This is a genomic window from Kribbella sindirgiensis (genome assembly GCF_004331435.1).
GTDB lineage: Bacteria > Actinomycetota > Actinomycetes > Propionibacteriales > Kribbellaceae > Kribbella > Kribbella sindirgiensis.
On sequence record NZ_SJKA01000003.1, the window covers coordinates 654,690 to 678,895 of the forward strand.

Here is a 24,206-nt window from a genome sequence, read left to right on the forward strand (position 1 = left end):
TCGCCTAGGTTGTTTCCATGGCGAAGGCGGCGACTCAGGCGAAGAGCAAGGCGGCGTACGCGTGCTCCGAGTGTGGATGGACCTCGGCGCGGTGGATCGGGCGGTGCGGTGAGTGCCAGGCCTGGGGCACGGTCGTCGAGGTCGGTGCGCCGAAGGCCGCGCGGATCACCGCCGGCCCGGTGACGTCTCCGGCGATGCCGATCGCCAAGGTGTCCGCGATCGAGGCCGAATCCCGCCCGACCGGCATCGGCGAACTCGACCGCGTGCTCGGCGGCGGTGTCGTGCCGGGCGCGGTGATCCTGCTCGCGGGTGAGCCAGGCGTCGGCAAGTCCACGCTGCTGCTCGAGGTCGCGGCCCAGTCCGCCCGCGGCGGCCAACGGACTCTCTACGTGTCCGGTGAGGAATCGGCCGCGCAGGTACGGCTCCGGGCCGGACGGACCGATGCCCTCGTCGACGAACTCTTCCTGGCGGCCGAGACCGACCTGGGTGCGGTGGTCGGTCAGGTCGACGCGGTCGAGCCGTCGTTCCTGGTGATCGACTCGGTGCAGACGATGGCGCACCCGGAGGTCGACGGTGCCCCGGGCGGCGTGACGCAGGTCCGCGAGGTCACCGGCGCGCTGGTTCGGCTCGCGAAGGAGCGGCATATCGCCGTCGTGCTGGTCGGCCACGTCACGAAGGAGGGTGCGATCGCCGGTCCGCGGATGCTCGAGCACCTGGTCGACGTCGTGCTGGCGTTCGACGGCGACCGGCACTCCGGGTTCCGAATGGTGCGCGCGACCAAGAACCGCTTCGGCCCGTCCGACGAGGTCGGCTGTTTCGACATGGTCGACACCGGCATCGTGGAGGTCACCGACCCGACCGGTCTGTTCGTGTCCGAGCACGCCGAGCCGGTGGCCGGCACCTGCGTGACGGTGATGATGGAGGGCCGCCGCCCGCTGCTGGCCGAGGTGCAGGCGCTGGTCGGCCCGTCCGCCGCACCGCAACCGCGCCGCACCACGTCCGGTCTGGAGTCGTCCCGGGTCGCGATGGTCCTCGCCGTACTGGGCAACCGGGCCGGGCTGAAGCTGGCCGACCAGGAGGTGTACGTCGCGACCGTCGGCGGTGTGAAGATCACCGAGCCGGTCGCGGACCTGTCGGTCGCGATCGCGGTCGCGTCCTCGGTGATGGACAAGCCGATCCACCCCGGCCTGGTCGCGATCGGCGAGGTCGGCCTGGCCGGTGAGGTACGTCGCGTCGGCGGCCTGGAGAAACGTCTCGCGGAAGCGGCCCGGCTCGGGTTCACCAAGGCGATCGTCCCCGCCGACATCCCGAACCGGAGCAAGGACGTGAAGCCGATGGACATCCAGAAGAAGTACGGCCTCCGCACCTTCGCCGCCCCCGACCTCCGCTCCGCATTGCTGGCCGCAGGCCTCGCCTAGCCGCAGGCCTCGCCCAGCCACGGACCTCGCCCAGCCGCCGGCCTCGCCCAGCCGCCGGCCTCGCCCAGCCGCGGGTCTCGCCTAGCCGCCGGCCTCGCCTGACCGCCCCCCCCCCCCCGCATTTGCCTGGCAGACCCACCAATTTGCCTGGCCAACCCAGCAGGTTGGGGGTTCCTCACCTCCAACCAGGGTGTGGAACCCAGCATTTGGTGGGCCAACCCAGCAAATGCCCACGCCAACCCACCAAATGCGCACGCCAGCCCGGCAACAGGTGGAGGTGGTCCGGGTGTGGGGTGGGACACAGGGGTGGGACGGGGTGAGACGGGGGATCCACAGCTGCTGGCTCGGGAACGTACTCTGGGGACCGCCCGTACCCCCGCCGGATGACTGCAGGAGCACCTGATGACCGGATCCAGAGTTGTCGCGCTCGGCCACTACCAGCCGGAACGGGTGCTCACCAACGACGAGCTCGCCACCATGGTCGAGACCAACGACGAGTGGATCCAGAGCCGGGTCGGCATCCGGGAGCGCCGGATCGCGGCACCCGACGAGCAGGTCGACGAGATGGCCTGGCGGGCCGCCGACAAGGCCGTCGCGAACGCCGGGATCGACACCTCGGAGATCGACTACGTCGTGGTCGCGACCTGTACGGCGATCGACCGCTCGCCGAACATGGCCGCTCGCGTCGCCGCACGCCTCGGCCTCGGCAACCCGGCCGCGATCGACCTGAACACCGCGTGCTCGGGTTTCTCGTACGCGCTCGCGACCGCCGACCAGGCCATCCGGGCCGGTGCCGCGACCAAGGCCCTGGTGATCGGCGTCGAGAAGCTCAGCGACTGGACGGACTGGACCGACCGCACCACCTGCGTGCTGATCGGTGACGGCGCCGGTGCAGCTGTGCTGGTCGCGAGTGACGAGCCGGAGGTCGGCCCGGTGGTGTGGGGTTCGGTGCCCGAGATGTCGGACGCAGTCCGGATCGAAGGCCGCGACGGCCCGTTCGCGCAGGAAGGTCTGAGCGTCTTCCGCTGGGCCACCACGCAACTGCCGGAGATCGCCAAGCAGGTGTGCGCGAAGGCCGGCCTGAAGCCCGAGGATCTCGGCGGCGTCGTCCTGCACCAGGCCAACCTGCGCATCATCGAGCCGCTCGCGAAGCGGCTCGGCGCGGTCAACGCGGTGGTCGCGAAGGACGTCGTGGAATCCGGCAACACGTCGGCCGCGAGCATCCCGATCGCGCTGTCGAAACTGGTCGAGAAGCGCGAGATTCCGTCCGGCGCGCCGGTACTGCTGTTCGGATTCGGCGGCGGTCTTTCGTACGCCGGTCAGGTCATCCGCTGCCCCTGACGCGGAAGACGTCGTACCTGCGGGCACCCGGTCCACGCGGGAAACCAGAACTGCACAGTCCGATGCACGGGCGGGTGCACGCGCAGGTGCGCCGGTCGGCCGATCCCCGGGCGCCGTACCGGGCGCTGCGGCAGATATCCGCGCAACGGCACGCGGCTGACCGCATAGACTCAGGTTCCGTGGCGGCGAACACGGACAAGAACAGCACCGGCGCCCGGCTCCGCGCGACGCTCGCGGCAGTGGCGCCCGGCACGGAACTACGCGAAGGACTGGAACGGATCCTGCGCGGGCGGACCGGCGCACTGCTCGTGCTCGGTCACGACAAGGCGATCGACGCGATCTCCACCGGCGGCTTCGAGATCGACGTCGACTTCACCGCGACCGGGTTGCGGGAGCTGAGCAAGATGGACGGCGCGATCGTCCTCGACCGGGACGCCACCCGGCTGATCCGCGCGGCCGTGCACCTGATGCCGGACCCGTCGATCGCGACCCAGGAGACCGGCACCCGGCACCGCACCGCGGACCGCGTCGCGCGGCAGACCGGGTTCCCGGTGATCTCGGTGTCGCAGTCGATGCACATCATCGCGCTGTACGTCGACGACCAGCGGTACGTGCTCGAGGACTCCGGCGCGATCCTGTCCCGCGCCAACCAGGCCCTCGCCACCCTGGAGCGCTACAAGCTCCGGCTGGACGAGGTGTCCGGCACGCTGTCCGCCCTCGAGATCGAGGACCTGGTCACCGTCCGGGACGTTGCCGCGGTCGCGCAGCGGCTGGAGATGGTCCGCCGGATCGCCACCGAGATCGACGGGTACGTCGTGGAGCTCGGCACCGACGGCCGCCTGCTCACGCTGCAGCTCAACGAACTCGTCGCGGGAGTGGCCGGCGAACGGGAACTGGTCGTCCGCGACTACCTCCCGCCGGCCACGGGTCGCCGGCCCAAGACCGCTGACGACGTACTGCTCGAGCTGGACGCCGTCAGCCCGACGGACCTCCTGGACATCGGCCAGGTCGCGCGGGCTCTGCAGCTCGGCGGCGCCGAGCAACTGGACGCTGCGGTCACCCCGCGCGGCTACCGGCTGCTGGCCAAGGTGCCGCGGCTCCCGGGTGCGGTCATCGACCGGCTGATCGACCACTTCGGCCACCTGCAGAAGTTGCTCGCGGCAAGCATCGACGACCTGCAGACGGTCGAGGGCGTCGGCGAGAACCGGGCCCGCACGGTCCGCGAGGGCCTGTCCCGGCTGGCCGAGTCCAGCATCCTGGAACGCTACGTCTAGCAGCCCGCACGGGACGTTCGCCTAGTAGCCCGCCGGGACGATCGCGACATCTGCCCGAGGGACGCCCACCCCGGCGGTGGGCGACGCGCGCGGGTCGTTGTGGGGAGTTTCACCCTCCCGAATCAGGCAGTAACCCTCCCCAGTCCCGGCGGAAAGTCTCCCCAAACCGGTTCGGGGCGACGGCGACGCGGAACCTCCCGATGCACCAGGCCGGCGCCGGGGCCGGCGTCTACAACACGACGCGGCAGGTCGGCGCGGTGCTCGGCAGTGCGAGCATCGCCGTACTGATGGAGTCGCGGCTGGCGCACAACCTTCCGGGATCCGGTGGCGCGCCGGCGGGCGAGGGGTTCTCCAGCGGACGGCTGCCCGAGATGGTTCGGCAGGGGTTCAGCGACGCGATGGCGCAGTCGCTGGTGCTGCCGGCCCTGGTGCTACTGGTCGGACTGGTGGCCGCGTTGCTGTTCACCGCCCCCAGCCACCTGCAGAAGCAGCAGGACGAGGTTGCGCGGCCGGCCGATCAGACGACCTGAAAGGCCTGAGCGCCTGACGAGCGGCCGTCGTACTCGGCTTTGACGACATAGGTTCCAGGCTTGGCGATCGGTTGACCCGGAAGGCAGCCAGGCCTGGACCGGTGTCCGTTCCAGGGCACGGTGACCGCCGACTGCTTGCCCTTGGCAACGACGAGGGTGGCGGTCTGGATCGCCTTGTCGCACTGGGTGGTGCTCCAGATCTGGTCCGTCCCGGACGTCACGGTGACCGTCAGCTTGTCGGCGTTGACGGTCGCCTTGCACCCGTCGTCGATCGGCCTGAACTGGATGACGAAGTTCAGCATCGAGCCGGAGACGATCTTCCGGTTCGCCGGCAGCGCGTCGATGCTGAGGTCCGAGCCCTTGCAGGCGAGGTCCGCGGGCGGCGTGGTCTTCGTCGGCTTCGGGGTCTGTGTCTGCGTCGTACTCGGCTTGCTGCTGGGCGTCGTCGACGGTGTGACCGGGGCGGCGCCGGTGGGGTTCGGCTGCGGGTCCGACGCGGCGGCGTTCTTCGTGTCGTCGCCACCGCCCGCGAACAGCCGGGAGATCAGAATGACCAGCACCACTACGACCGCGAGCACGAGTCCACGCCGGAACCAGTACACGCTGGCGGGCAGGTGCCCGACCGGACGGAGCAGACTGCTCATGAAGCGCACTCTAATATCGGCTCCGTGCAGGACCACTCAGGCTCGCCGTCAGCTCTCCATGACCCCGTGCTGGCTTGGTACGCCGTCAACAAGCGGGAACTGCCGTGGCGGGAGCCGGGCGCCGGGGCGTGGGCGGTGATGGTCAGTGAGTTCATGTTGCAGCAGACACCGGTGAATCGGGTGCTACCGGCGTACCAGCGCTGGCTGGAGAGGTGGCCGAAGCCGGTGGACCTGGCCGCAGAGGCTCCTGGTGAGGCTGTGCGGGCCTGGGACCGGCTCGGGTACCCCAGGCGCGCCCTCCGGCTGCACGCGGCGGCTCAGGCGATTGTGGAGCGTCACGGCGGCGAGGTACCGGACGACCATGCGGCGCTGCTCGCGCTGCCCGGCGTCGGCACGTACACGGCCGCCGCGATCGCATCGTTCGCGTTCGGTCAGCGGCACGCGGTCGTCGACACGAATGTACGCCGGGTTCTCGCGCGCTCCTTGACCGGCGTCGCGCAACCGAGCATCTCCCCCACGGCCGCCGACCAGCGCCTCGCCGTCAGCGCACTGCCCGCCGACGAGCCGACCGCAGCCCGCTGGGCCGTGGCGTCCATGGAGCTCGGCGCCCTCATCTGCACCGCCCGTACGCCGCGCTGCGCCGACTGCCCGATCCGGTCCGACTGCGCCTGGGTCCGCGCCGGAAGCCCGCCGTACGACGGCCCGCCGCGCCGCGGCCAGACCTACGAAGGCACCGACCGCCAAGTCCGCGGCCGCCTTCTGGCCGTACTGCGTGCCGCGTCGGCGCCCGTACCGAAGACCGAGCTGGACACCTGCTGGCCGGAACCCGTCCAACGCGAACGAGCCCTGGACGGACTCGTGGCCGACGGCCTCGTCGAACCTCTCAGCCGTGGCCGCTACCGGCTCCCTGCGTGACAGACCAAGACGCCGGCTCGAAGGACTCGAGCCGGCGTCTTAGGTGGTAGTGCTTCAGTTCTTCTTGCTGCCGGTGGTGGCGTCTGCGTCGTCGTCCAGCAGGTCGAGCGGCATCGCCGGCTGGCCGGACAGCGTCGCCAGCATCTGGCGGACGTTGGTCAGCTGCGCGTTGATGCTGTCCCGGCGCTGCGTCGCGGCCGCGAGCTCGCGCTCGGACTCGGCACGGATCCGCTCGGACTTGTCCTTCGCGGCGGCGACGATCTCCTGGGCCTGCCGGTTCGCGTCGGCCAGTTGCTGCTGGGACAACCGCTCGGCCTCGGAACGCGACCGGTCGGCCTCCCGCTGCACCTGCGCGGCGCGATCGGTGACCGCGGCGAGCTGCTGCTCGGCGAGCGCCGTACGGGCGGCGAACTCCTGCTCGACCTTGCCCCGGCGCTCGGCCAGGGTGGTCTCGAAGGCGGCCGCGGCCTGCGCGGACTTGGCCCGCTCCTGCTCGTACAGCGCCTGCGCCTCGCTGCGACGCGCGGTGGCGTCACGCTCGGCCTCGTCACGCATGTCGTCGGCCTGGGTCCGGGCCTCTTCGAGGATCCGGGCGGCCTCGGCGTCGACCTCGCTCTTCCAGTCCAGGGAGTACTGCTCGGCCTCCTTGCGGACCTTCTTCGCGTGCGCCTCACCGTCGGCGACGATCGCCTCCGCGTCGGTGCGGGCGCGGGTCACCAGGTCACGGGCCTCGTCGTCGGCCAGCGACAGGATCTTCGCGACGCGCTCACCGAACTCGGTGAACGTCGGCGCGCGGTCCTTGGAGTCCTCCTGGGCGGAGATGACGGCCGCTTCCGCCGCGTCCGTGCGGGACTGCAGCTCCTGCACATGACGCTGCAGCTGCTCGGACTGCTGCTGCAGCGCGGTCAGCGAAGTGGTCAGCTCACGGATGTGCTGATCCACCTGGGCAGGCTCGTAGCCACGCAGAACGGTACGGAACGGGGTTGGGCTTTCACTGCTCATGTTTTCCGATGCTCACTTCGATGGGTGGGTGGATCACACATTGTCACTGACAAGGATCTGACTGTCACGTCCTCATCCTGATTCCCCCGTGGAACCCTCACTGGAGGACATTCCACCACCTGGGCGGAACCCCGGTACAGCGAGTGCCTCGATCACACCCGAAAGCTGGGTGAGCTCCTTGGTGATCTCATCACGGCGCTGGTTCAGCGCAGCGACCCTCGCCTCGGCGTCGGCGAGAAGTTTTCGGGCCTGGGCACGCAGGGTGTCGGCGTGCTCGCGGGCCTGGGCCTCGAGTTGCTGAGCCTCCGCGCGGGACTTGCGGATCAGCTCGTGCGACTGGCGCTGGGCCTCGGACAGGTCGTTGGCCGCGCGCTCCCGCAGTACCTGGGTGCTCTGCTGGGCCTCGGCCTCGCGGCGGTTGGCGCGCTCGATGATCTCCCGCGCGTCCTCGGCGGCCGAGCTCTTCAGCCGGTCGGCCCGGGCCTGTGCCTGGGCGGTGACCCGCTCGGCCTCCTGCTTGGCCGCGGCCAGCGTCGCCTCCGCCTGCTCGCCGGCCGAGTACAGCGTGGTCTCGGCCAGCTGGGTCAGCTCGGCGTTCTCCTTGGCGATCGCGTCCTGGGTCTGCTTGAGCCGGGTGGTCGACCGGCCGACCACGCGCCGCAGGTGCGCGCGCTTCTGCTTGAGCAGCTCGGCCGCGTCGACGGCGGCCTGGTCGCGGATCGCCTGTGCCTCGGACTCCGCGGCGCCGATCAGGTCGTCGACGGTCTTCTTGCTCCACAGCGTCTGCTTCTCGGCCTCGGCCATCGCTGCCTCGGCCGCCTTGTTCGCGTCCTCGACGATCCGCTGCGCCTCGCCCGCCGCCGTCCGGCGGTCCGCCTCGATCGAGTCCACGACCAGCTTGGCCTGGGCCCGGGCGTCCGCCATCAGCCGCTCGTTACCGGCCTCGGCCTCGGCCTTCCGCTCGGCGATCTCCGCGACCGCCTCGGCCCGCAGCTTGTCGATCTCCAGCGAGATCGCGGCCAGCTTGGCGCGCTCGGTCTCCTCGAGCTCCGCCGTACGGCGTTCCAGCTCCGTCCGGTTCTCGCCGCGCAGCCGCTCGATCTCCGCGTGGGCAGCGGCGATCTCGACGCGGGACCGCTCCCGGGCCGTCTCGACCTCGCGCTCGACCGCGGCCCGCAGCTCGCTCGCTTCGGACTCGGCGCGGGCGATCAGGTCTGCCTCGTTGCGGACGGCGGCCTGCGACACCAGCGCGGCCTGTTCGCCGGCGTCGGCGACCAGTTGCTGTGCCTCGCGGCTGGCCCGCTCGACCATCGCCTGGGCCGACTCGCGCGCCATCCGGGCGTCGTCGAGCAGTTCGTCGGCCTCGTCCTTCACCCGGCCCGCTTCGACCTCTGCCGCCGCGACCCGCCGGTCCGCGGCCGCCTGTGACTCGACCCGCAGCTTCTCGGCGGCCGCCTCGCTCTCGACCCTGAGCCGCTCGGCCGTCGCCTCCGAATCCGCCCGGCGCTTGGCCACCTCCTCGGCGACCTCGGCGCGGAGCTGCTCGGCGGCGGACTCCGACTCAACCTTCAGCCGCTCCGCGAAAGCAGTCGCCTCGGACCGGACCCGCTCGGCCTCGGCCGTCGACTCGGCGGTCAGTTTTTCGGCAGCGGCGGCTGCGTCCCGGCGTACCCGCTCGGCTTCGGCGGTCGACTCGGAGCGCAGCCTGTCTGCCGTCTCCTCGGCCTCCGAGCGGACGCGCTCGGCCTCGGCCTCGGACTCGGTACGGAGTTGCTCGGCGGCCCGCTCGGCGTCGTTCAGCACCCGCTGGGCGGCCGTCATCGCGTCCGACCGAAGCTTCTTCGCGGCGGCCTCTGCGTCGGCCTTCAGGCGCTCGTTCGCGGCCCGGATCCGGCCGGCCTCGTCGCGGGCGAGATCGTTCTCGTGCTCGGCCTGTTCGCGGAGCGTGTCCGCGATCCGCTGCGCCCGCTCGAGCACTCCGCCCGCCTGCCGCACGCCAAAGGAACCGGTGTCGGCGACCGGTTCCTGGGTCAGCGGCAGACGCGGCGCGTCCATGCGACGAGATGATTCCATCCTCGGCCCCCTTTCCGACAGTCCGGGTCCGAACAGCGTGGTCACAGGGTTACAACGCGGCAGACAGGCGGTAAGTAACTGCTTCCTCAGCAGTCGCGCGATCTTCCCATCGATCCGTAGGCGGACGGAAGCCGTCTCCGTACCGAAGTGATCACGCTCCGCAGGACGATACGACCAATCAGTAGCCTTCGCATAAATCAGGCGTGTTTCCGGTACGCCGAGCAGCGTCGCAGTACTCCACCGGCCTGGACCGGTTCCCGGCCGAACACGCGAGCGCCCGCCGGCCCCGGAGGGTCGACGGGCGCTCGAGGCACGCAGAACGAAGTCAGCTCACTTGATGGCGGCGGGTGGTGCTTCCGGGGTGGCGTCGGTCCAGCCGGAGAGCAGGATCGTGCTGTCGCCGTTCTTTCCGCCGGTGTGGCTGCTGCTCAGGAGTTTGCCGGTCTTCGGGTCGACGATCAGCCGGAGCTTCAGCTGGTACGCCGGGAAGGAGAACCCGACCGCCGTACCGGTCCGGCCGCTCAGGTCCGTGACGTTCGGCTGGACCGTGGCGCCCGGCAGCCCCGCCAGGAGCCGGAACGCGGCTCCGCGGACCTTCGGCAGTGCCGGGGTATCACTGAGCAGGCCGGCCGAGAGCTGCGCGAGAGCCGCCGCCTCGGTGGCGTCAGGAGCGGTCGCCGCCTTCACCTCGAGCAGCCGGGTCCGCAGCTGTGCGGGGTCGGCCGGCAGCGCCAGCACGTCTTGCAGGGTGCCGTTGATCCCCAGGGCGGTGTAGCGGTCCGCGTCGTCCTTCAGCTCGAGGAAGGTGGCCTTTCCCGGCTTCGACGAGATGACCTGGTCGTGCTTGGTCGAGGTGTCGGTCGGACCGGCGTTCCAGCTCGCCGGCGCTCCCGCCTTGCGCCACGCCGCTTCGTCGGCCGCCGTGGCCGGATGCGCACCCAGCGAGCGGGTACCGAGCCAGGCGGTGCCGCCCTTCAGGCCGGTCCAGCTCTCGGTCACCGTCAGCTCACGCAGTTTGTAGCCGCCCGGACCGGCCGGGATCGACCCACAGCAGACGATCTTGCCGTCGGCCATGACGGTCCACTCCCGGCTCTGGACCTTCCGGACCCGGAAGTACTTGCCGGTCGTCGGTTCGGCCTTCTCCTCGTGGGCCGCCGCGACCAACAGCACCTCACCGGCCGACATCGTCACAGAGCCGGTCGCAGGGCCGGTCGCGGGCGGCGCCGAGACCGCGGAGTCCGAGCCGCCGGAGTGCGCACCGGGTGCGAACGCCAGCGGCACCGCGAGGGCACCGACGACGACAGCCGCGGCGACCGTGGTGAGGCCGGCGCCGGCGAACCGGCGACGACGGGCGGCCCGGCGGCCGCGGCTGAGATCGGCCGCGACGTCGTCGTCGGTGACCACCGGGTCGGTGCCGGCCGCGCGCTCGAGAAGACTCTTCAGATCAGTCATCGCACATGCTCCAGTGTGTTCAGGGGTTCGCCGATGAGGTCGCGCAGCTTGTCCAGCCCACGAGCGGTCTGGCTCTTGACGGTGCCCTGGCTGCTGCCCATCAGCTCGGCGGCAGCGGCCACGTCCAGATCGCAGAAGTACCGCAGGACGACAGCGGCCCGTTGACGCCTGGGCAGCTGCTCGAGCGCGGCCAGCACGGTCAGCCGGTCCTCCGGTCCGGAGCCGGTCTGCTGCCCGGGCTCGGAGACCTCGTCGGTCAACGTCTCGCGATGACGCCAGAACCGGCGCTTCTCGTCCAGGAACACGTTGATCAGGATCTTGTCGGCGTACCGCGCCGCTCCGACCTCGGGCCTGACCGCACCCCACTTCACGTAGAGCTTGGTCAACGCGGTCTGCACCAGATCCTCGGCCCAGTGCGCGTCCCCACTGGTCAGCAGACGCGCCATCCGCATCATCCGCCCGCGGTGGGCACTCACGTAGTCGGTGAAGTCCTGATCTCGGTTGCTCGCCACGCGTCCTCCGGTCCTGGTTGGGCGCTTCCTCACCGTTAAGTACCGGGTGAGGCGAGCACCCGGTTGCATCCCCGGGACCTGCCCGACGTAGGACGAGGGCCCCGCGGACACGATGTCCGCGGGGCCCTCGCTGTCAGCTACTGGCTCAGCTGTCCTGCAGACCGGAGCTGCCGGTCGTGCCACCGGTGGTGAGGTCGGTGAGCTCCAGGTCGGAGGCCGTCGACTTCTGGTTACCGGTGAAGGTGAAGTACTCGGGCAGTCCGTCGCCGTCGACCGTGCCTTCCGGTGCCGCGTCGACCAGGACGATCTGGCCGGGGCGCAGTTCCCCGAACAGGATCTTCTCGGCCAGCACGTCCTCGATGTCGCGCTGTAGTGCGCGGCGGAGCGGACGGGCACCCAGGACCGGGTCGAAGCCACGCTTCGCGGCGAGTTCCTTCGCCGCCGGCGTGAGCTCGATGCCCATGTCCTTGTCCTTCAGCCGCAGCTCGATCTGGGCCACCATCAGGTCCACGATCCGGACGATGTCCTCCATCGTGTGCTGGTGGAAGACCACGATCTCGTCGACGCGGTTGAGGAACTCCGGCCGGAAGTGCTGCTTCAGCTCCTCGGTGACCTTCGCCTTCATCTTCTCGTACGACGACGTGGTGTCGCTCGCCTGCGAGAAGCCCAGGGAGACCGCCTTGGCGATGTCCTTCGTACCGAGGTTCGTGGTCATGATGATCACGGTGTTCTTGAAGTCGACCACGCGGCCCTGGGCGTCGGTCAGACGACCCTCGTCCAGGATCTGCAGCAGCGAGTTGAAGATGTCCGGGTGGGCCTTCTCCACCTCGTCGAACAGCACGACGCTGAACGGCTTGCGGCGCACCTTCTCGGTCAGCTGGCCGCCCTCTTCGTAGCCGACGTACCCAGGAGGCGAACCGAACAGCCGGGAAGCGGTGTGCTTCTCCGAGTACTCCGACATGTCGAGGCTGATCAGCGCGTGCTCGTCGCCGAACAGGAACTCGGTCAGCGCCTTGGACAGCTCGGTCTTACCGACACCGGACGGGCCGGCGAAGATGAACGAGCCGCTCGGGCGGCGCGGGTCCTTCAGGCCGGCGCGAGTACGCCGGATCGAGCGGGACAGCGCCTTGACCGCGTCGACCTGGCCGACGTACCGCTTGGCCAGCTCCTTCTCCATGTCGAGCAGCCGCGAGGACTCCTCCTCGGTCAGCTTGAAGACGGGGATCCCGGTCGCGGTGCTCAGCACCTCGGCGATCAGCTCCTCGTCGACCTCGGCGACGACGTCCATGTCGCCGGCCTTCCACTGCTTCTCACGCTCGGACTTCGCGTTGATCAGCTTCTTCTCGTCGTCCCGCAGCCGGGCGGCGCGCTCGAAGTCCTGCGCGTCGATCGCCGACTCCTTCTCCCGGCGCACGGTCGCGATCTTCTCGTCGAACTCGCGCAGGTCCGGCGGAGCCGTCATCCGGCGGATCCGTAGCCGGGCCCCGGCCTCGTCGATCAGGTCGATCGCCTTGTCCGGCAGGAACCGGTCCGAGATGTACCGGTCGGCCATCTGCGCGGCGTTCACCAGCGCGGCGTCGGTGATGGTCACCCGGTGGTGCGCCTCGTACCGGTCGCGGAGGCCCTTGAGGATCTCGATCGTGTGCGCGATCGAGGGCTCGGCCACCTGGATCGGCTGGAAGCGGCGCTCCAGCGCGGCGTCCTTCTCGACGTACTTGCGGTACTCGTCGAGGGTGGTGGCGCCGATCGTCTGCAGCTCGCCACGGGCCAGCATCGGCTTCAGGATGCTCGCCGCGTCGATCGCGCCCTCGGCCGCACCGGCCCCGACGAGGGTGTGGATCTCGTCGATGAACAGCACGATGTCGCCGCGGGTGCGGATCTCCTTGAGCACCTTCTTCAGGCGTTCCTCGAAATCACCGCGGTAGCGCGAACCGGCCACCAGGGCGCCCAGGTCGAGAGAGTAGATCTGCTTGTCCTTCAGCGTCTCCGGGACGTCACCACGGACGATCTGCTGGGCCAGACCTTCCACGATGGCGGTCTTGCCGACACCCGGCTCACCGATCAGGACAGGGTTGTTCTTGGTCCGCCGGGACAGCACCTGCATGACCCGCTCGATCTCGGTCTCGCGCCCGATCACCGGGTCGAGCTTCGCCTCACGAGCGGACTGGGTGTAGTTCCGGCCGAACTGGTCGAGCACCAGGGAGCTGCTGGGTGCACCCTCCGGGGCCGTGCCCTGCGGCGACGACTCCTTGCCCTGGTATCCGCTCAGCAGCTGGATGACCTGCTGCCGGACCTTGTTCAGGTCCGCACCGAGCTTGACCAGGACCTGCGCTGCGACACCCTCACCCTCGCGGATGAGGCCGAGCAGGATGTGCTCGGTGCCGATGTAGTTGTGGCCCAGTTGCAGGGCCTCGCGCAGGGAGAGCTCCAGCACCTTCTTGGCGCGGGGAGTGAACGGGATGTGCCCGCTCGGTGCCTGCTGCCCCTGGCCGATGATCTCCTCGACCTGGGAACGGACGGCTTCGAGCGAGATACCCAGGCTCTCGAGAGCCTTGGCGGCGACCCCTTCACCCTCGTGGATCAGGCCGAGCAGGATGTGCTCGGTCCCGATGTAGTTGTGACTGAGCATCCTGGCTTCTTCCTGTGCCAGGACGACTACCCGACGGGCGCGGTCCGTAAATCGTTCAAACATCGCCAAAGCGCTCCTTGCCTCAGAGGAGTCGGACGTGCCGTGTTGGCCGACCCCCGTACCTGCATGCTAGTCCCCGACACCGACAGGCTCGCTCTCGGCGAACACCCGATCACTCGTCCATCGGCCGTCCGGGCGGCATCACAAGGGAACAACCGCACTGGTAACCAGCGTGTTCCCGGTGCACCGCGATCCGACAGCGTGTTCGCCACCAGCGAATTCCCAGAACTGCCTGCCCGGTCAGCCATCGCCGCGACACGCCCGGTCCCACTCTGTGAAACAACCGGAATGCGGACGGTCCCGGCACCCGCATCGGGGTGCCGGGACCGGCGACAGCTGAAAACTACTTCGCGTCGTTGTACGCCGCGCGCACCTCGGCGGAGATCCGGCCGCGCTCGCTGACCTCGTAGCCGTTCTCCTTGGCCCAGGCCCGGATGTCCGCGGAGTCCGAGGCCGACCGGCCGCGGCCGCGCGCCCGGCCCGCCGCACCCCGGCGGCCGGCCACCCGGCGACCCGAGCCGACGTACGCGGCGAGGGCGTCGCGCAGTTTCGCGGCGTTCTTCTTGGACAGGTCGATCTCGTACGTCGTTCCGTCCAGCCCGAATGTGACGGTCTCGTCGGCCTTACCACCGTCGAGATCGTCCTCGAGAACCACCTGCACCCTTTGCGCCATCGATGACAACCTTTCCGCGCCCGCCATCGGGCACAATCCCCCTGCTGAATTGTTAGCACCTGATTTGTACCGCACAAACCAGGCACTTGTCATTCATCGACGCTGTGCAGTCATGGTGACCTTGAGTATTCATCCGGTTCGAACCGGGCGGTCCGGAATGAATTCGGCCCCTGGATTTGCGAAGGCCGTCCGTTGTGCTATGCAACGACCCTGTGTCTGGATTCGAAAATCACTCCGGACGCAGCAACGGGAAGAGAATCGTCTCCCGGATACCGGTCCCGGTGAGCAACATCACCAAGCGGTCCAGGCCCATCCCCATGCCACCGGCCGGCGGCATCCCGAATTCCATCGCGCGCAGGAAGTCCTCGTCCAGATCCATCGCCTCCGGGTCGCCGGCCGCGGCCAGCAACGACTGCTCCACCAGGCGATCCCGCTGGATCACCGGGTCGTTCAGCTCCGAGTAGGCGACCCCGAGCTCGACGCCGTTGAGGAACAGGTCCCAGGCCTCGACCAGCCCCGGAATTTCCCGGTGCGGCTTCGCCAGCGGCCGCGCCGACTCCGGATAGTCGCGAACAAAGGTGGGCTGGATCAGGGTGTGCTCGCAGAGCTTCTCGAACAAGTCGACGGCGATCTCACCGGCATTCCGGTCGGGCTGCAGCTCGACCCCGTGCTGCTCGGCCAACTTCAGCAGCCTGGCCAGGTCGGTGGTCGCGTCGACACTCTCACCGACCGCTTCCGAGAGCAGCCCGAAAAGCGTCGCGTGCTGGAACGGCTGCTCGATGTCGATGGTCGAACCGTCGCGCCCGGTGATCGTCGTACGACCGATCGCACGGCCCGCGTTCCTGATCAGCTCCTGGATCAGCTCGGCCATCGTGTCGTAATCGCCGTACGCCTCGTAGGCCTCGATCATCGAGAATTCCGCCGAGTGGGTGGAGTCCAGCCCCTCGTTACGGAACGTGCGGCCGATCTCGTACACCCGGTCGACGCCGCCGATCATCGCGCGCTTCAGGTCGAGCTCGAGCGCGATCCGGAGCTTCATCTCCTGGTCGAACGCGTTCAAGTGGGTCGAGAACGGCCGAGCCGCCGCGCCGCCGTTGGTCAGCTGCAGCACCGGCGTCTCGACCTCGACGAAGCCGCGCCCGTCGTACGTCGCGCGCAGCGCCTTCAGGACGGCTGCCTTCGCGCGGACCATCTCGCGGGCCTCGGGACGCACGATCAGGTCGACGTACCGCATCCGTACGCGGGCCTCTTCGCTGAGCGGCTTGTGCTCGTTCGGGAGCGGGCGGAGCGTCTTCGCGGCCATCTGCCACGCGGTCGCCTGCACGGACAGCTCACCGCGGCGGCTGGTGATCACCTCGCCCTGGACGGACAGCAGGTCGCCGATGTCGACGAGCCCCTTGAACCGGGCCAGCTCCTCCTCGCCGAGGTCGGCGAGCGAGAACATCACCTGCAGCTCGGTCCCGTCCCCCTCGCGGAGCCGGACGAAGCAGAGCTTGCCGGTGTTGCGCAGGAAGATCACCCGGCCGGCCACCGAGACCTGCTCGCCGGTCCGGGTGTCGGGCTCCAGGTCCTGGGCGTCGTACGTCGCCCGGAGGTCCTTGAGCAGGTGCGTCCGGGGCACCGAGATCGGGTACGGCGGTACTCCTTCCGCCAGCAGGCGGTCACGCTTCTCCCGGCGAACCCGCATCTGCTCGGGCAGGTCGTCCTGCCCGCTGTCGGGGTTCACCGGGTCCACGTGTGCATCAGTCATAGCCCAAAGGCTAGTGACTCAGGGCCTCCAGCTCCGAATCCTTTGATTCGGCCTTGCTCCGCGCGACCAGGGCACCGACGACCACGGCGGCCGCGACGCAGGCCACTCCGCACGTCACGAACGTCCCGCGCGGGCCGAGCAGCGCACCCGCCAAACCGCCCAGGAGCATCGCGAGAATGCTGAACGAGCGGACCGTACCGTTCAGGGCGGCGATCACCCGGCCGCGGACGGCCTCGGCGGTTCTGGTCACCACCAGTGCGTTGGCCGCCGCGTTCAGCATTCCGCTGCCGACGCCGATCGTGGTGGCTCCGATCAGTAGGGTCACCAGGTTGCCCGCGAGGCCCATCAGCACGCTCGAGCCGCCGATCGCCGCCATTCCCACGACGACTCCCACCGCCCGGGCGCGGTCGCCGTTCAGCCGGCCGCTGTACCAGGCACCGAGGATCGCCCCGGCGCCGGTCGCCGCGCCCGCCGCGCCGTACAGAGCGGCCCCGAGACCGAGTTCGTCAGTGATCAGGAAGACCTCCACGACGTTGACCGCCTCGCCGGCGACCACGAAGATCCACAGCGCCGGAACCAGGATCTTCAAGATGTCGTCACCGAAGATGGCGCGCAGTCCCGCAGACACCCCGCCGCGCCCGCGAGCGGCGCCCGGCTCCGGCCGGCGCCGGGTCTGGACCAGCTGCGCGACGACGACGAGGGCAAGGAAGGTCGAGGCGTCGACGAGCAGGGCGCCGCGGCTGCCGACCCAGCTGACCAGCACACCGCCGGCCGCCGACCCAGCCAGCGTCGCGACCCCGATCAATGCCTGGCTGGTCCCGGTGGCACGGCCGACGAGCTCCTCGCCGACGATCCGCGGGATCAGCGCACCCCACGCGGGCCCAGCGACGGCCTGGCCGATCTGCAGTACGCACACCAGCGCCAGCGTGTTGACCAGGTCGTGCACGAACGCCAGCCCGACACCGGCGGCCACCTGCAGCAGCCCTGACCAGACCAGGACCGTCCGCGAGTCGAACCCGTCCACGATCCGCCCGGCGAACGGGATCATCGCCACCGTCGGTACGGCGAACGCGAGCAGCAGTGCCGTGACGGCTGCCGGACCGTGGCCGTCGGAGACGCGCAGCATCAGCGCGATCAACGCGATCGAGTCGCCCGCGTACGACAGCGCGCGAGCTGGCAGGACGAGGCGGACGTCGGGGCGCGACCAGATCGAGGTCTGAAGGGTTTGCTTCATAGTTGTGAAGTAAACACTTCAGATCTTGGGTCGTCAAGGGGTTCGCTACGCTGACCTCGTGGCGAAGAAGAAGCAGCTGGTGATCACGGATCCGCGGGCGATCCGGGCGCTCGCGCACCCCGCGCGGCAGGTGGTCATCGACGAGCTGTTCAACGGCAAGGTGCTGACCGCGACGGAATGCGCCGAGCTGGCCGGACTGACGCCGTCGGCGATGAGCTACCACCTCCGCGCGCTGGAGAAGTGGGGCATCATCGAGCGCGCCGACGAGTCCGCGGACGGCCGGGAGCGCCCGTGGAAGGCGCCGGCCGCCAGTCTGGTGATCTCCTCGCAGTCGAGCAGCGCCGGACGCCTGGCCAGCCAGGCGATGCTGCGGACCACGATGGAAGCGGTCGCCGACCAGTTCGTCGAGATGGACGCGGACGACCCTTGGGACGACGTCAGCTCGATGAGCCGGTCCCGGCTGTGGCTGACCCATGCCGAGGCGGAGCAGTTCAACCAGGAGCTGCTGGGGCTCGTCGACCGCTTCAAGAAGAACCGGACGGTCAGCAGCCATCCGGCCGGCGCGCGCGAGATCACCTCGCTGGTCGCCGTCGTACCGACCGGGGATCCGCCGGAAGGCAGCTGAACCGTTAGCTGAATGTGGGCGTATCCAGGAGTACCGTCGAAAGTAGAGGTACTTTCCGCCGCCGGGGTGGTCGCCATGCAGTCCTGGATCCTGTGGTTGATCGTCGCCGCCGTCCTCGGCACGGCCGAGTTGATGACGGCGACCTTGGACCTGCTCCTGCTCGCCGTCGCCGCGCTCGCCGCGGCCGGGATCGGCGGGCTGGGACTCGGGATCGGCTTCCAGGTGCTGGCCTTCGCGGTCACCGCCGTGGCGATGGTCACGCTGGTCCGCCCGGTGGCGCGCCGGCACCTGACCGGGCACCCGACGCTGCGCACCGGTGTCGCCGCGCTGGTCGGCCGCGAGGCCGTCGTCCTCGCGCCGTGCGACCGGGACGCCGGCCGGGTCCGGATCGGCGGCGAGGAGTGGAGTGCCCGCTCCTACGACCCCGACCTGCGGATCCCCGCCGGGACCCGGGTCGACGTGTTCGCCATCGAGGGGGCTACCGCCCTCGTCCATCCTCAGGAGGAACCATGGCCGAACTGATCATCGGAATCGTCGTCGCGCTGCTCGCCGTCGTGCTGGTACTGCGGACCGTGCGGATCGTGCCGCAGGCGCGGGCCAGCAACGTCGAGCGCCTCGGCCGCTACCTGCGCACGCTGGAACCCGGCCTGAACATCGTGATCCCGTTCGTCGACCGGCCCCGCCAGCTCATCGACCTGCGCGAGCAGGTGGTGTCGTTCGAGCCGAACTCGGTGATCACCGAGGACAACCTGGTCGTGCACATCGACACGGTGCTGTACTTCCAGGTCACCGATCCGCGCGCCGCGGCGTACGAGATCCAGAACTACATCCAGGCGATCGAGCAGCTGACCGTGACCACGTTGCGCAACGTCATCGGCGCCCTGGACCTGGAGAAGACGCTGACGTCGCGCGAGCACATCAACTCGATCCTGCGCGGCGTCCTCGACGAGGCCTCCGGCAAGTGGGGCATCCGGGTGAACCGGGTCGAACTGAAGGCGATCGAGCCGCCGGGGTCGATCAAGGAGTCGATGGAGAAGCAGATGCGGGCCGAGCGGGAGAAGCGGGCCGCGATCCTGAACGCCGAGGGCGTCCGGCAGTCCCGGATCCTGACCGCCGAGGGCGACCGGCAGGCGGCGATCCTGCGCGCCGAGGGCCAGGCGAAGGCGATCGACACCGTGTTCGAGGCGATCCACCGCAACGACCCGGACCCGAAGCTGCTCGCGTACCAGTACCTGCAGATGCTCCCCGAGCTGGCCAAGGGCCCCGGCAACACGTTCTGGGTCATCCCGTCCGAGGTCACCACCGCGCTGCAGAACGTCACCAAGGCGTTCAGCGGCGAAACCCCGCCGGCTGTCCCCTCCGACAACGGGCACAACCCTGAAATCTCCCGGGGATAGTTGCCCGGTCACCAAATCGGTTGTCCCACGATGTCACTATGGGTGCATGGGGGAACCTCTGCTTGTCGCGCAGGCGATCGCCATCCCGTCCGGGGTGGCGATCCTCGCGTATCTGGTGGTCGGACTGGTCATCGGCGTGGAGAGCATGGGCGTACCGCTGCCCGGTGAGACCACGCTGATCGCGGCCGCGCTGCTCGCGTCGCAGCAGCATCAGCTGAAGATCGAGTTCGTGATCCTGGCCGCCGCCGCGGGCGCGATCATCGGCGACTCGATCGGGTACTTCATCGGCCGCAAGGCCGGCCGCCGGCTCTTCGAACGGCTGGGCCGCCGGTTCCATCACTTCTCCGAGGACCGGATCGTCCGGGCCGAGAAGTACTTCCACAAGTACGGCGTCTGGACGGTGTTCTTCGGCCGCTTCGTCGCGCTGCTGCGGATCTTCGCGGGCCCGATGGCCGGCATGCTGCGGATGCACTACCCGCGCTTCCTGGTCGCGAACGCCGCCGGCGGGATCGCCTGGGCGACCACGATCGGCGTCGTCGCGTACAAGATCGGCGACAACGCCGACAAGATCTTCGGCCGGGTGTCGGTGGTCGCGCTGATCGCCGTCGCGGTCGCGGCGGTCGCGCTGTACGTCGTCCACAAGGTCCGCAAGCGCCGCCGGGAAGAGGCCGGGCCGGTGCCCCAGGCGGCGACCGAGTCAGCGGACGTGTAGCTGCAGCTGCGCCGTCGTGGTCCCGTCGATCGGCCGGCCGAACATCATCGCGCCGGGGATCGCGAACCGGTAGACGAAGTCGCCCGGCTGCGCGGCCTTGAACGCCAGCGCGGCGACGCCGTTGCGCATCGGCAGCGCCTTGGAGTCCACCCACCGGCGGGTCTGCCGGTTCCAGGCCTGCAGCATCACGGTCGTGTTCATGGCCGGTTTCACGGCGACCGACACGGTCACCATCGAGCCCTTCGCCTTCGCCGTGTTCCCGCCCGCGAACCCGGCCGACGCGACCCGGACGATGCTCTTCGTGTACGCCGGCTTGCTGGTCGACGTACCGGTCTGCGTACTGCCCTTGGTGTTCTCCGGCACGGTGATCTTGTACGGGCGACTGCCGCCGGTCGGCACCGCGATGTCGTAGTACCCGCCGGCCGTCGTCGATCCGCGCGCCGCCGGCGTCCACCGCGCGCCCGGGGCGACCTGCGTCAGCACCACGACCGGTACGCCCGCCGGTGTCGCGCGCTTGCTCGTGCACGGTGTCTCGAGGTCGCAGCCGACCTGGTGCAGGATGACCCGCCCGCGGACCCGGATCGGCACGCTGAACTGGGCCAGCCGGGGTACGGCGGCGTTGATCGAGCTGGTCAGCCCGAGGACCTGCCCGCCGATGCTCGTGCTCCACTCGTTCTGGGTGCGCAGCTGGAAGGTGTACGGCGGCTTGATGCTCTTGATGACCTGGCGGTTCGAGGTGGTCGCCGGGCCGATCACCTTCAGCATCTTGCCCGGCCGCCCGATCATCGGCACGTACCGCTGGGTCTTCTTGCCCTTCACGTCCAGCGGGTCGTTCGGGGTGAAGTCCTGCGGAGCGACCGGCACCGACCAGCGGATCAGCACGCCGCGCCCCTGCTTCGCCACCGCGGCAGCGCTCGGCCGCACCGGACCGTCGGTGTCGAACACCGGCGACTTGGCGAGCTTGCTGGTCACCCCGCCCTGCGAGGTCCCGGTGCCGACGGCGACCTTGTAGTTCCCGTCCGGCGGGAACGCCGAGGTCGGGATCTCCCACCGGTTCGGTTCACCGGCCGGGATGTACTTCAGGTACGACGGGCTCTCGCTGAGCACGCCCTCGATCGTGACCCGGTTCGGCAGCCCGTTGTCCTTCCAGGTCACCAGCACCGCGGCCCGCCCCTTGGGTGCCCACGCGACGGTGACATCGGTCGGCGCCGGATCGGAGGCACAGGCAGTCAGCGAGGCAGCAGCCGCAACCACTGCCAGCGCGACGGCGAGTACGCGCCGCATTCCGACCACCTCGTCTCAACCGCCTCACGATCAACTGGTGAACCATACCCAGTCCCAGGTGCCGGATCCCCAGGACCGTTGCCGGATCGGTATGGCGGACCTACCGTGAGGTAGAGGTCGCGCGGCTAGGTGGCGCGACCTCTAAGCCACTGAGGGGGGAACCGAGATGGCATTCATCAAGACGCCGAACGAACCGGAGATGTTCGCGGCGAACCGGGCGCCGGCTGGGCACGTGCCCAACTTCGTCCACACGTTCGCCGCGCGACCGGCCGTCTACGAGGCCTGGAAGCAGCTGAGCCGCGCGATCCAGGAGTCCATGGACCTGCGCCGCTACGAGCTCGCCACGCTGGCCGCAGCGACCGCGCTGAAGTCGAGCTACTGCAGCCTCGCGCACGGGCAGATCCTCGCCGACAAGTTCTACACCGCGGAGGAAGTCGCGGCGCTCGTCGACGAGCCGGCGAACGACCCGGTCGACCGGGCCGTGATGGCCTTCGCGCGCCAGGTCGCACTCGCCGCGGACACCGTGACCCAGGCGGACGTCGACGCCCTGAAAGCAGTCGGCCTGTCGGACGCCGACGTACTCGACGTAGCGCTCGCGGCCGCGGCCCGGGCCTTCTTCTCCAAGACCCTCGACGCGACCGGAACCCAGCCCGACGAGGCTTTCAACGGCCTCCCCGAGACCCTGCGCAAGACCTTGACCGTCGGACGCCCGATTCACTCAGGCTGATTGTTCGGGTCGCCGCCGAGGTGGTGGTTCGTGGTGACGCCCGTGTACATCAGGTGCGTCACGAGCCCCTGCGCGGCGTGCGGAAGATTGTGGCAGTGATCCATCCAGATCCCTGGATTGTCGGCCACGAACGCGACCTCGTAGGTCTCCTTGTCCTCGACGTTGAGGGAGTCCGTCCACCACGGGCTCCCGGTCGCCGCCACCCCGTCGCGACTCAGTACGACGACGTGGTGGCCGTGCAGGTGCATCGGATGGACCTGGCCCGAGCTGTTCTTGATCGTCATCCGCACGATGTCGCCCTCGCTCACCACGAACATCGGCACGTCCGGGTACTGATGCCCGTTGATCGTCCACCACAGCCCGGGTTTCCCGTCGAAGAAGCCGATCCGGCGGCCGATGTCGTACCGGAACACCCGGGGCGCCTTCGCGGGATCGAACCCGAGCGGTTCCGGGGCGCCGTACGTCAGCAGGTCGACCCGGTCCCTCGGCTCGGTCCCGGCCGGCGCGTCACCGTCGCCGATCACCAGCGTCGTCGGTCCGCCACCGAGCCCGATCCGCACCGCCTTCGTGGTGGGTACCTCGAGGTCCACCCGGCCGCCCGCCGTGACGAGCACCGCCTTCCCGCTCACCTCGGTCGGCGCGTTCACGTCGGTCCCGTCGACCGCGACCACTGTGTACGGCGCCCCGTCGACCCAGATCGCCATCGGTCCGTTGTCGGTGTTGATCAACCGCACCCGGGTCATCGGCCCGGGCGCCTTCACGCGGCGTTCGCCGTACTCGCCGTTGACTGTGCGGACCTTGTCGTACGTGTGCACCGCCGCGACCACATCGGTTGTGGTGGGCCGGACGATCAGTACGCCGTACAGACCCTTCTGCACCTGCTCGTGCGAGACCTGGTGCGAGTGGTACCAGTACGTGCCGGCGTCCTTCGCGACGAAGCGGTACACGTACGACTTGCCCGGCGGGACCGCGTCCTGGGTGACACCCGCGACACCGTCCTCGGCATTCGGTACGTCGACACCGTGCCAGTGCAATGTGATGCCTTGGGCAACGTTTTCGTTGCGCAGGGTAACCTGGACGAGATCACCTTGTTTTGCGACGATCCGCGGCCCCGGCGACGTGTGGTTCACCGTGTAACCGTCCATCGATCCACGGCCCGGGATCTCGAAACGCTCCTTGCGCGCGACGAGCTCCACCGCGACATCAGGCTTCCGATCGGCAGGGCCGGTCAGCTGACTGACATCCGTACCGTGGTGGGTATGCGCCGACACCGGCCCGCCGCCGTAGTCGGCGTACCCCATCGCCATCGGCGACAGGTCGTTCGGCACCAGGCTCCGCTGCCAGAGGAACCCGAGCGGCGCCAGCACGACGACCGTCGCAACGATCGCGATCACGACGCGACGAGACGGCGGCCGCATCACGACCGCCGCACGTCAGTTGCCAACGGCATCTACGTGGTCGCCTCAGAGGTCGCTTCCTGAGACGCCGCCGCCGGTGAACCGGCCGCTCGGCGAGCAGCCATGCCGGCGACCGCGAGCAGAGCGAACGCGTTCAGCCCGTGCAGCGCGCCGACCACCGGTGCGCTGAAGGACGCGACGGCCAGCCCGAACTGCAGGACGACCAGGCCGAACACGTACAGCGCCCACTTGACGCCGCCCTCGACCTTCGCGAAGAACGAGATGATCAGCAGCAGGATCGTGAGGAGCGGAATGATCCCGCTGCCGACGATCGTGTGGATCAGGTGTCCGACGTTGAAGTCGGAGTTCTTGTCGTACACCAAGCCGCCGTCGACGTCCTTGAGTACCGTGAACCAGGCGAGTCCGATCGCCATCGCCTGGACGAGCACACCGATCGCGATGAGCCCGGCCAAGGCACGATAAACAGACCTCATACTTCCCCCCAACCCCTGAAGCCCCTTGGCCTCATAGTGAGCCAGGTCGCTCAAGGGCACAAG

22 protein-coding genes are annotated in these 24,206 nt (G+C 69.4%); 10 read left to right on the plus strand and 12 right to left on the minus strand.

Going from position 1 to position 24,206, the window contains the following annotated elements:
• Positions 1 to 17 precede the first annotated feature (17 nt).
• From radA to E0H50_RS11650, 4 genes are all read left to right on the plus strand, one after another.
• The gene (gene radA / locus E0H50_RS11635) at positions 18 to 1,418 is read left to right on the plus strand and encodes a DNA repair protein RadA (RefSeq protein ID WP_131286892.1); all 1,401 of its coding nucleotides are present in this window, start codon (positions 18 to 20) and stop codon (positions 1,416 to 1,418) included.
• Positions 1,419 to 1,820: 402 nt separating this feature from the next.
• Positions 1,821 to 2,759: a beta-ketoacyl-ACP synthase III gene (locus tag E0H50_RS11640; RefSeq protein ID WP_131286894.1), complete on the plus strand. Its 939-nt coding sequence runs from the start codon at positions 1,821 to 1,823 to the stop codon at positions 2,757 to 2,759.
• A 179-nt stretch (positions 2,760 to 2,938) separates the two neighbouring features.
• Positions 2,939 to 4,033 carry a DNA integrity scanning diadenylate cyclase DisA gene (disA, locus tag E0H50_RS11645; RefSeq protein ID WP_131286896.1) on the plus strand — a complete coding sequence of 365 codons (1,095 nt, stop codon included), beginning with the start codon at positions 2,939 to 2,941 and terminating at the stop codon, positions 4,031 to 4,033.
• 200 nt (positions 4,034 to 4,233) lie between these two features.
• Entirely contained in the window at positions 4,234 to 4,563 is a 330-nt protein-coding gene (locus E0H50_RS11650; RefSeq protein ID WP_202868093.1) for a hypothetical protein, read from the plus strand.
• On the opposite strand, the gene E0H50_RS11655 is transcribed toward E0H50_RS11650, so the two are convergent.
• Positions 4,551 to 5,207 (minus strand): hypothetical protein, encoded by a 657-nt coding sequence (locus E0H50_RS11655; RefSeq protein ID WP_131286898.1) that lies wholly within the window; start codon positions 5,205 to 5,207, stop codon positions 4,551 to 4,553. The two genes, E0H50_RS11650 and E0H50_RS11655, sit on opposite strands and share 13 nt — an antisense overlap.
• Before the next feature lie 24 nt (positions 5,208 to 5,231).
• Between E0H50_RS11655 and E0H50_RS11660 the strand changes: the two genes are divergently transcribed.
• The gene (locus E0H50_RS11660; protein WP_202868094.1) at positions 5,232 to 6,122 is read left to right on the plus strand and encodes an HhH-GPD family protein; all 891 of its coding nucleotides are present in this window, start codon (positions 5,232 to 5,234) and stop codon (positions 6,120 to 6,122) included.
• Positions 6,123 to 6,176: 54 nt separating this feature from the next.
• Here the strand turns inward: E0H50_RS11660 and E0H50_RS11665 are convergent, their stop codons facing one another.
• The 8 genes from E0H50_RS11665 to E0H50_RS11700 form a co-directional block, all read right to left on the minus strand.
• Entirely contained in the window at positions 6,177 to 7,124 is a 948-nt protein-coding gene (locus tag E0H50_RS11665; RefSeq protein WP_131286903.1) for a DivIVA domain-containing protein, read from the minus strand.
• 72 nt (positions 7,125 to 7,196) lie between these two features.
• Entirely contained in the window at positions 7,197 to 9,179 is a 1,983-nt protein-coding gene (locus E0H50_RS11670) for a kinetoplast-associated-like protein (protein WP_131286905.1), read from the minus strand.
• A gap of 348 nt (positions 9,180 to 9,527) precedes the next feature.
• The gene (locus tag E0H50_RS11675) at positions 9,528 to 10,649 is read right to left on the minus strand and encodes a CU044_5270 family protein (protein ID WP_131286907.1); all 1,122 of its coding nucleotides are present in this window, start codon (positions 10,647 to 10,649) and stop codon (positions 9,528 to 9,530) included.
• Positions 10,646 to 11,161, minus strand: coding sequence for a SigE family RNA polymerase sigma factor (locus tag E0H50_RS11680; protein ID WP_202868095.1), 516 nt, complete (start codon positions 11,159 to 11,161; stop codon positions 10,646 to 10,648). Before E0H50_RS11680 ends, E0H50_RS11675 begins: the two co-directional genes overlap by 4 nt.
• 145 nt (positions 11,162 to 11,306) lie before the next feature.
• Complete coding sequence (locus E0H50_RS11685; RefSeq protein WP_131286911.1) at positions 11,307 to 13,853, minus strand: ATP-dependent Clp protease ATP-binding subunit; 2,547 nt, start codon at positions 13,851 to 13,853, stop codon at positions 11,307 to 11,309.
• A 340-nt stretch (positions 13,854 to 14,193) separates the two neighbouring features.
• The gene (locus E0H50_RS11690; RefSeq protein WP_130384932.1) at positions 14,194 to 14,523 is read right to left on the minus strand and encodes a histone-like nucleoid-structuring protein Lsr2; all 330 of its coding nucleotides are present in this window, start codon (positions 14,521 to 14,523) and stop codon (positions 14,194 to 14,196) included.
• Positions 14,524 to 14,752: 229 nt separating this feature from the next.
• Positions 14,753 to 16,273, minus strand: coding sequence for a lysine--tRNA ligase (gene lysS, locus E0H50_RS11695; RefSeq protein ID WP_131286914.1), 1,521 nt, complete (start codon positions 16,271 to 16,273; stop codon positions 14,753 to 14,755).
• Between the two features lie 10 nt (positions 16,274 to 16,283).
• Positions 16,284 to 17,507, minus strand: a complete 1,224-nt coding sequence (locus E0H50_RS11700) for an MFS transporter (protein WP_131286916.1) — start codon at positions 17,505 to 17,507, stop codon at positions 16,284 to 16,286.
• 58 nt (positions 17,508 to 17,565) lie between these two features.
• Here E0H50_RS11700 and E0H50_RS11705 point away from each other — a divergent pair, with 58 nt between their 5' ends.
• The 4 genes from E0H50_RS11705 to E0H50_RS11720 all read left to right on the plus strand — a co-directional run bounded on the left by E0H50_RS11705 (position 17,566) and on the right by E0H50_RS11720 (position 20,241).
• Positions 17,566 to 18,132 (plus strand): ArsR/SmtB family transcription factor, encoded by a 567-nt coding sequence (locus E0H50_RS11705; protein ID WP_202868096.1) that lies wholly within the window; start codon positions 17,566 to 17,568, stop codon positions 18,130 to 18,132.
• 75 nt (positions 18,133 to 18,207) lie between these two features.
• Entirely contained in the window at positions 18,208 to 18,654 is a 447-nt protein-coding gene (locus E0H50_RS11710; protein WP_131286920.1) for an NfeD family protein, read from the plus strand.
• Entirely contained in the window at positions 18,642 to 19,529 is an 888-nt protein-coding gene (locus tag E0H50_RS11715) for an SPFH domain-containing protein (protein WP_131286922.1), read from the plus strand. Before E0H50_RS11710 ends, E0H50_RS11715 begins: the two co-directional genes overlap by 13 nt.
• Before the next feature lie 46 nt (positions 19,530 to 19,575).
• The gene (locus tag E0H50_RS11720) at positions 19,576 to 20,241 is read left to right on the plus strand and encodes a DedA family protein (RefSeq protein WP_131286924.1); all 666 of its coding nucleotides are present in this window, start codon (positions 19,576 to 19,578) and stop codon (positions 20,239 to 20,241) included.
• Here E0H50_RS11720 and E0H50_RS11725 read toward each other — a convergent pair.
• Positions 20,227 to 21,525 carry a hypothetical protein gene (locus E0H50_RS11725; protein ID WP_238150901.1) on the minus strand — a complete coding sequence of 433 codons (1,299 nt, stop codon included), beginning with the start codon at positions 21,523 to 21,525 and terminating at the stop codon, positions 20,227 to 20,229. The two genes, E0H50_RS11720 and E0H50_RS11725, sit on opposite strands and share 15 nt — an antisense overlap.
• A gap of 166 nt (positions 21,526 to 21,691) precedes the next feature.
• Between E0H50_RS11725 and E0H50_RS11730 the strand changes: the two genes are divergently transcribed.
• Positions 21,692 to 22,252 carry a carboxymuconolactone decarboxylase family protein gene (locus E0H50_RS11730; protein ID WP_131286928.1) on the plus strand — a complete coding sequence of 187 codons (561 nt, stop codon included), beginning with the start codon at positions 21,692 to 21,694 and terminating at the stop codon, positions 22,250 to 22,252.
• On the opposite strand, the gene E0H50_RS11735 is transcribed toward E0H50_RS11730, so the two are convergent.
• Positions 22,240 to 23,646: a multicopper oxidase family protein gene (locus tag E0H50_RS11735; RefSeq protein WP_238150902.1), complete on the minus strand. Its 1,407-nt coding sequence runs from the start codon at positions 23,644 to 23,646 to the stop codon at positions 22,240 to 22,242. The two genes, E0H50_RS11730 and E0H50_RS11735, sit on opposite strands and share 13 nt — an antisense overlap.
• 56 nt (positions 23,647 to 23,702) lie before the next feature.
• Entirely contained in the window at positions 23,703 to 24,143 is a 441-nt protein-coding gene (locus tag E0H50_RS11740; RefSeq protein ID WP_131286932.1) for a hypothetical protein, read from the minus strand.
• Positions 24,144 to 24,206 lie beyond the last annotated feature (63 nt).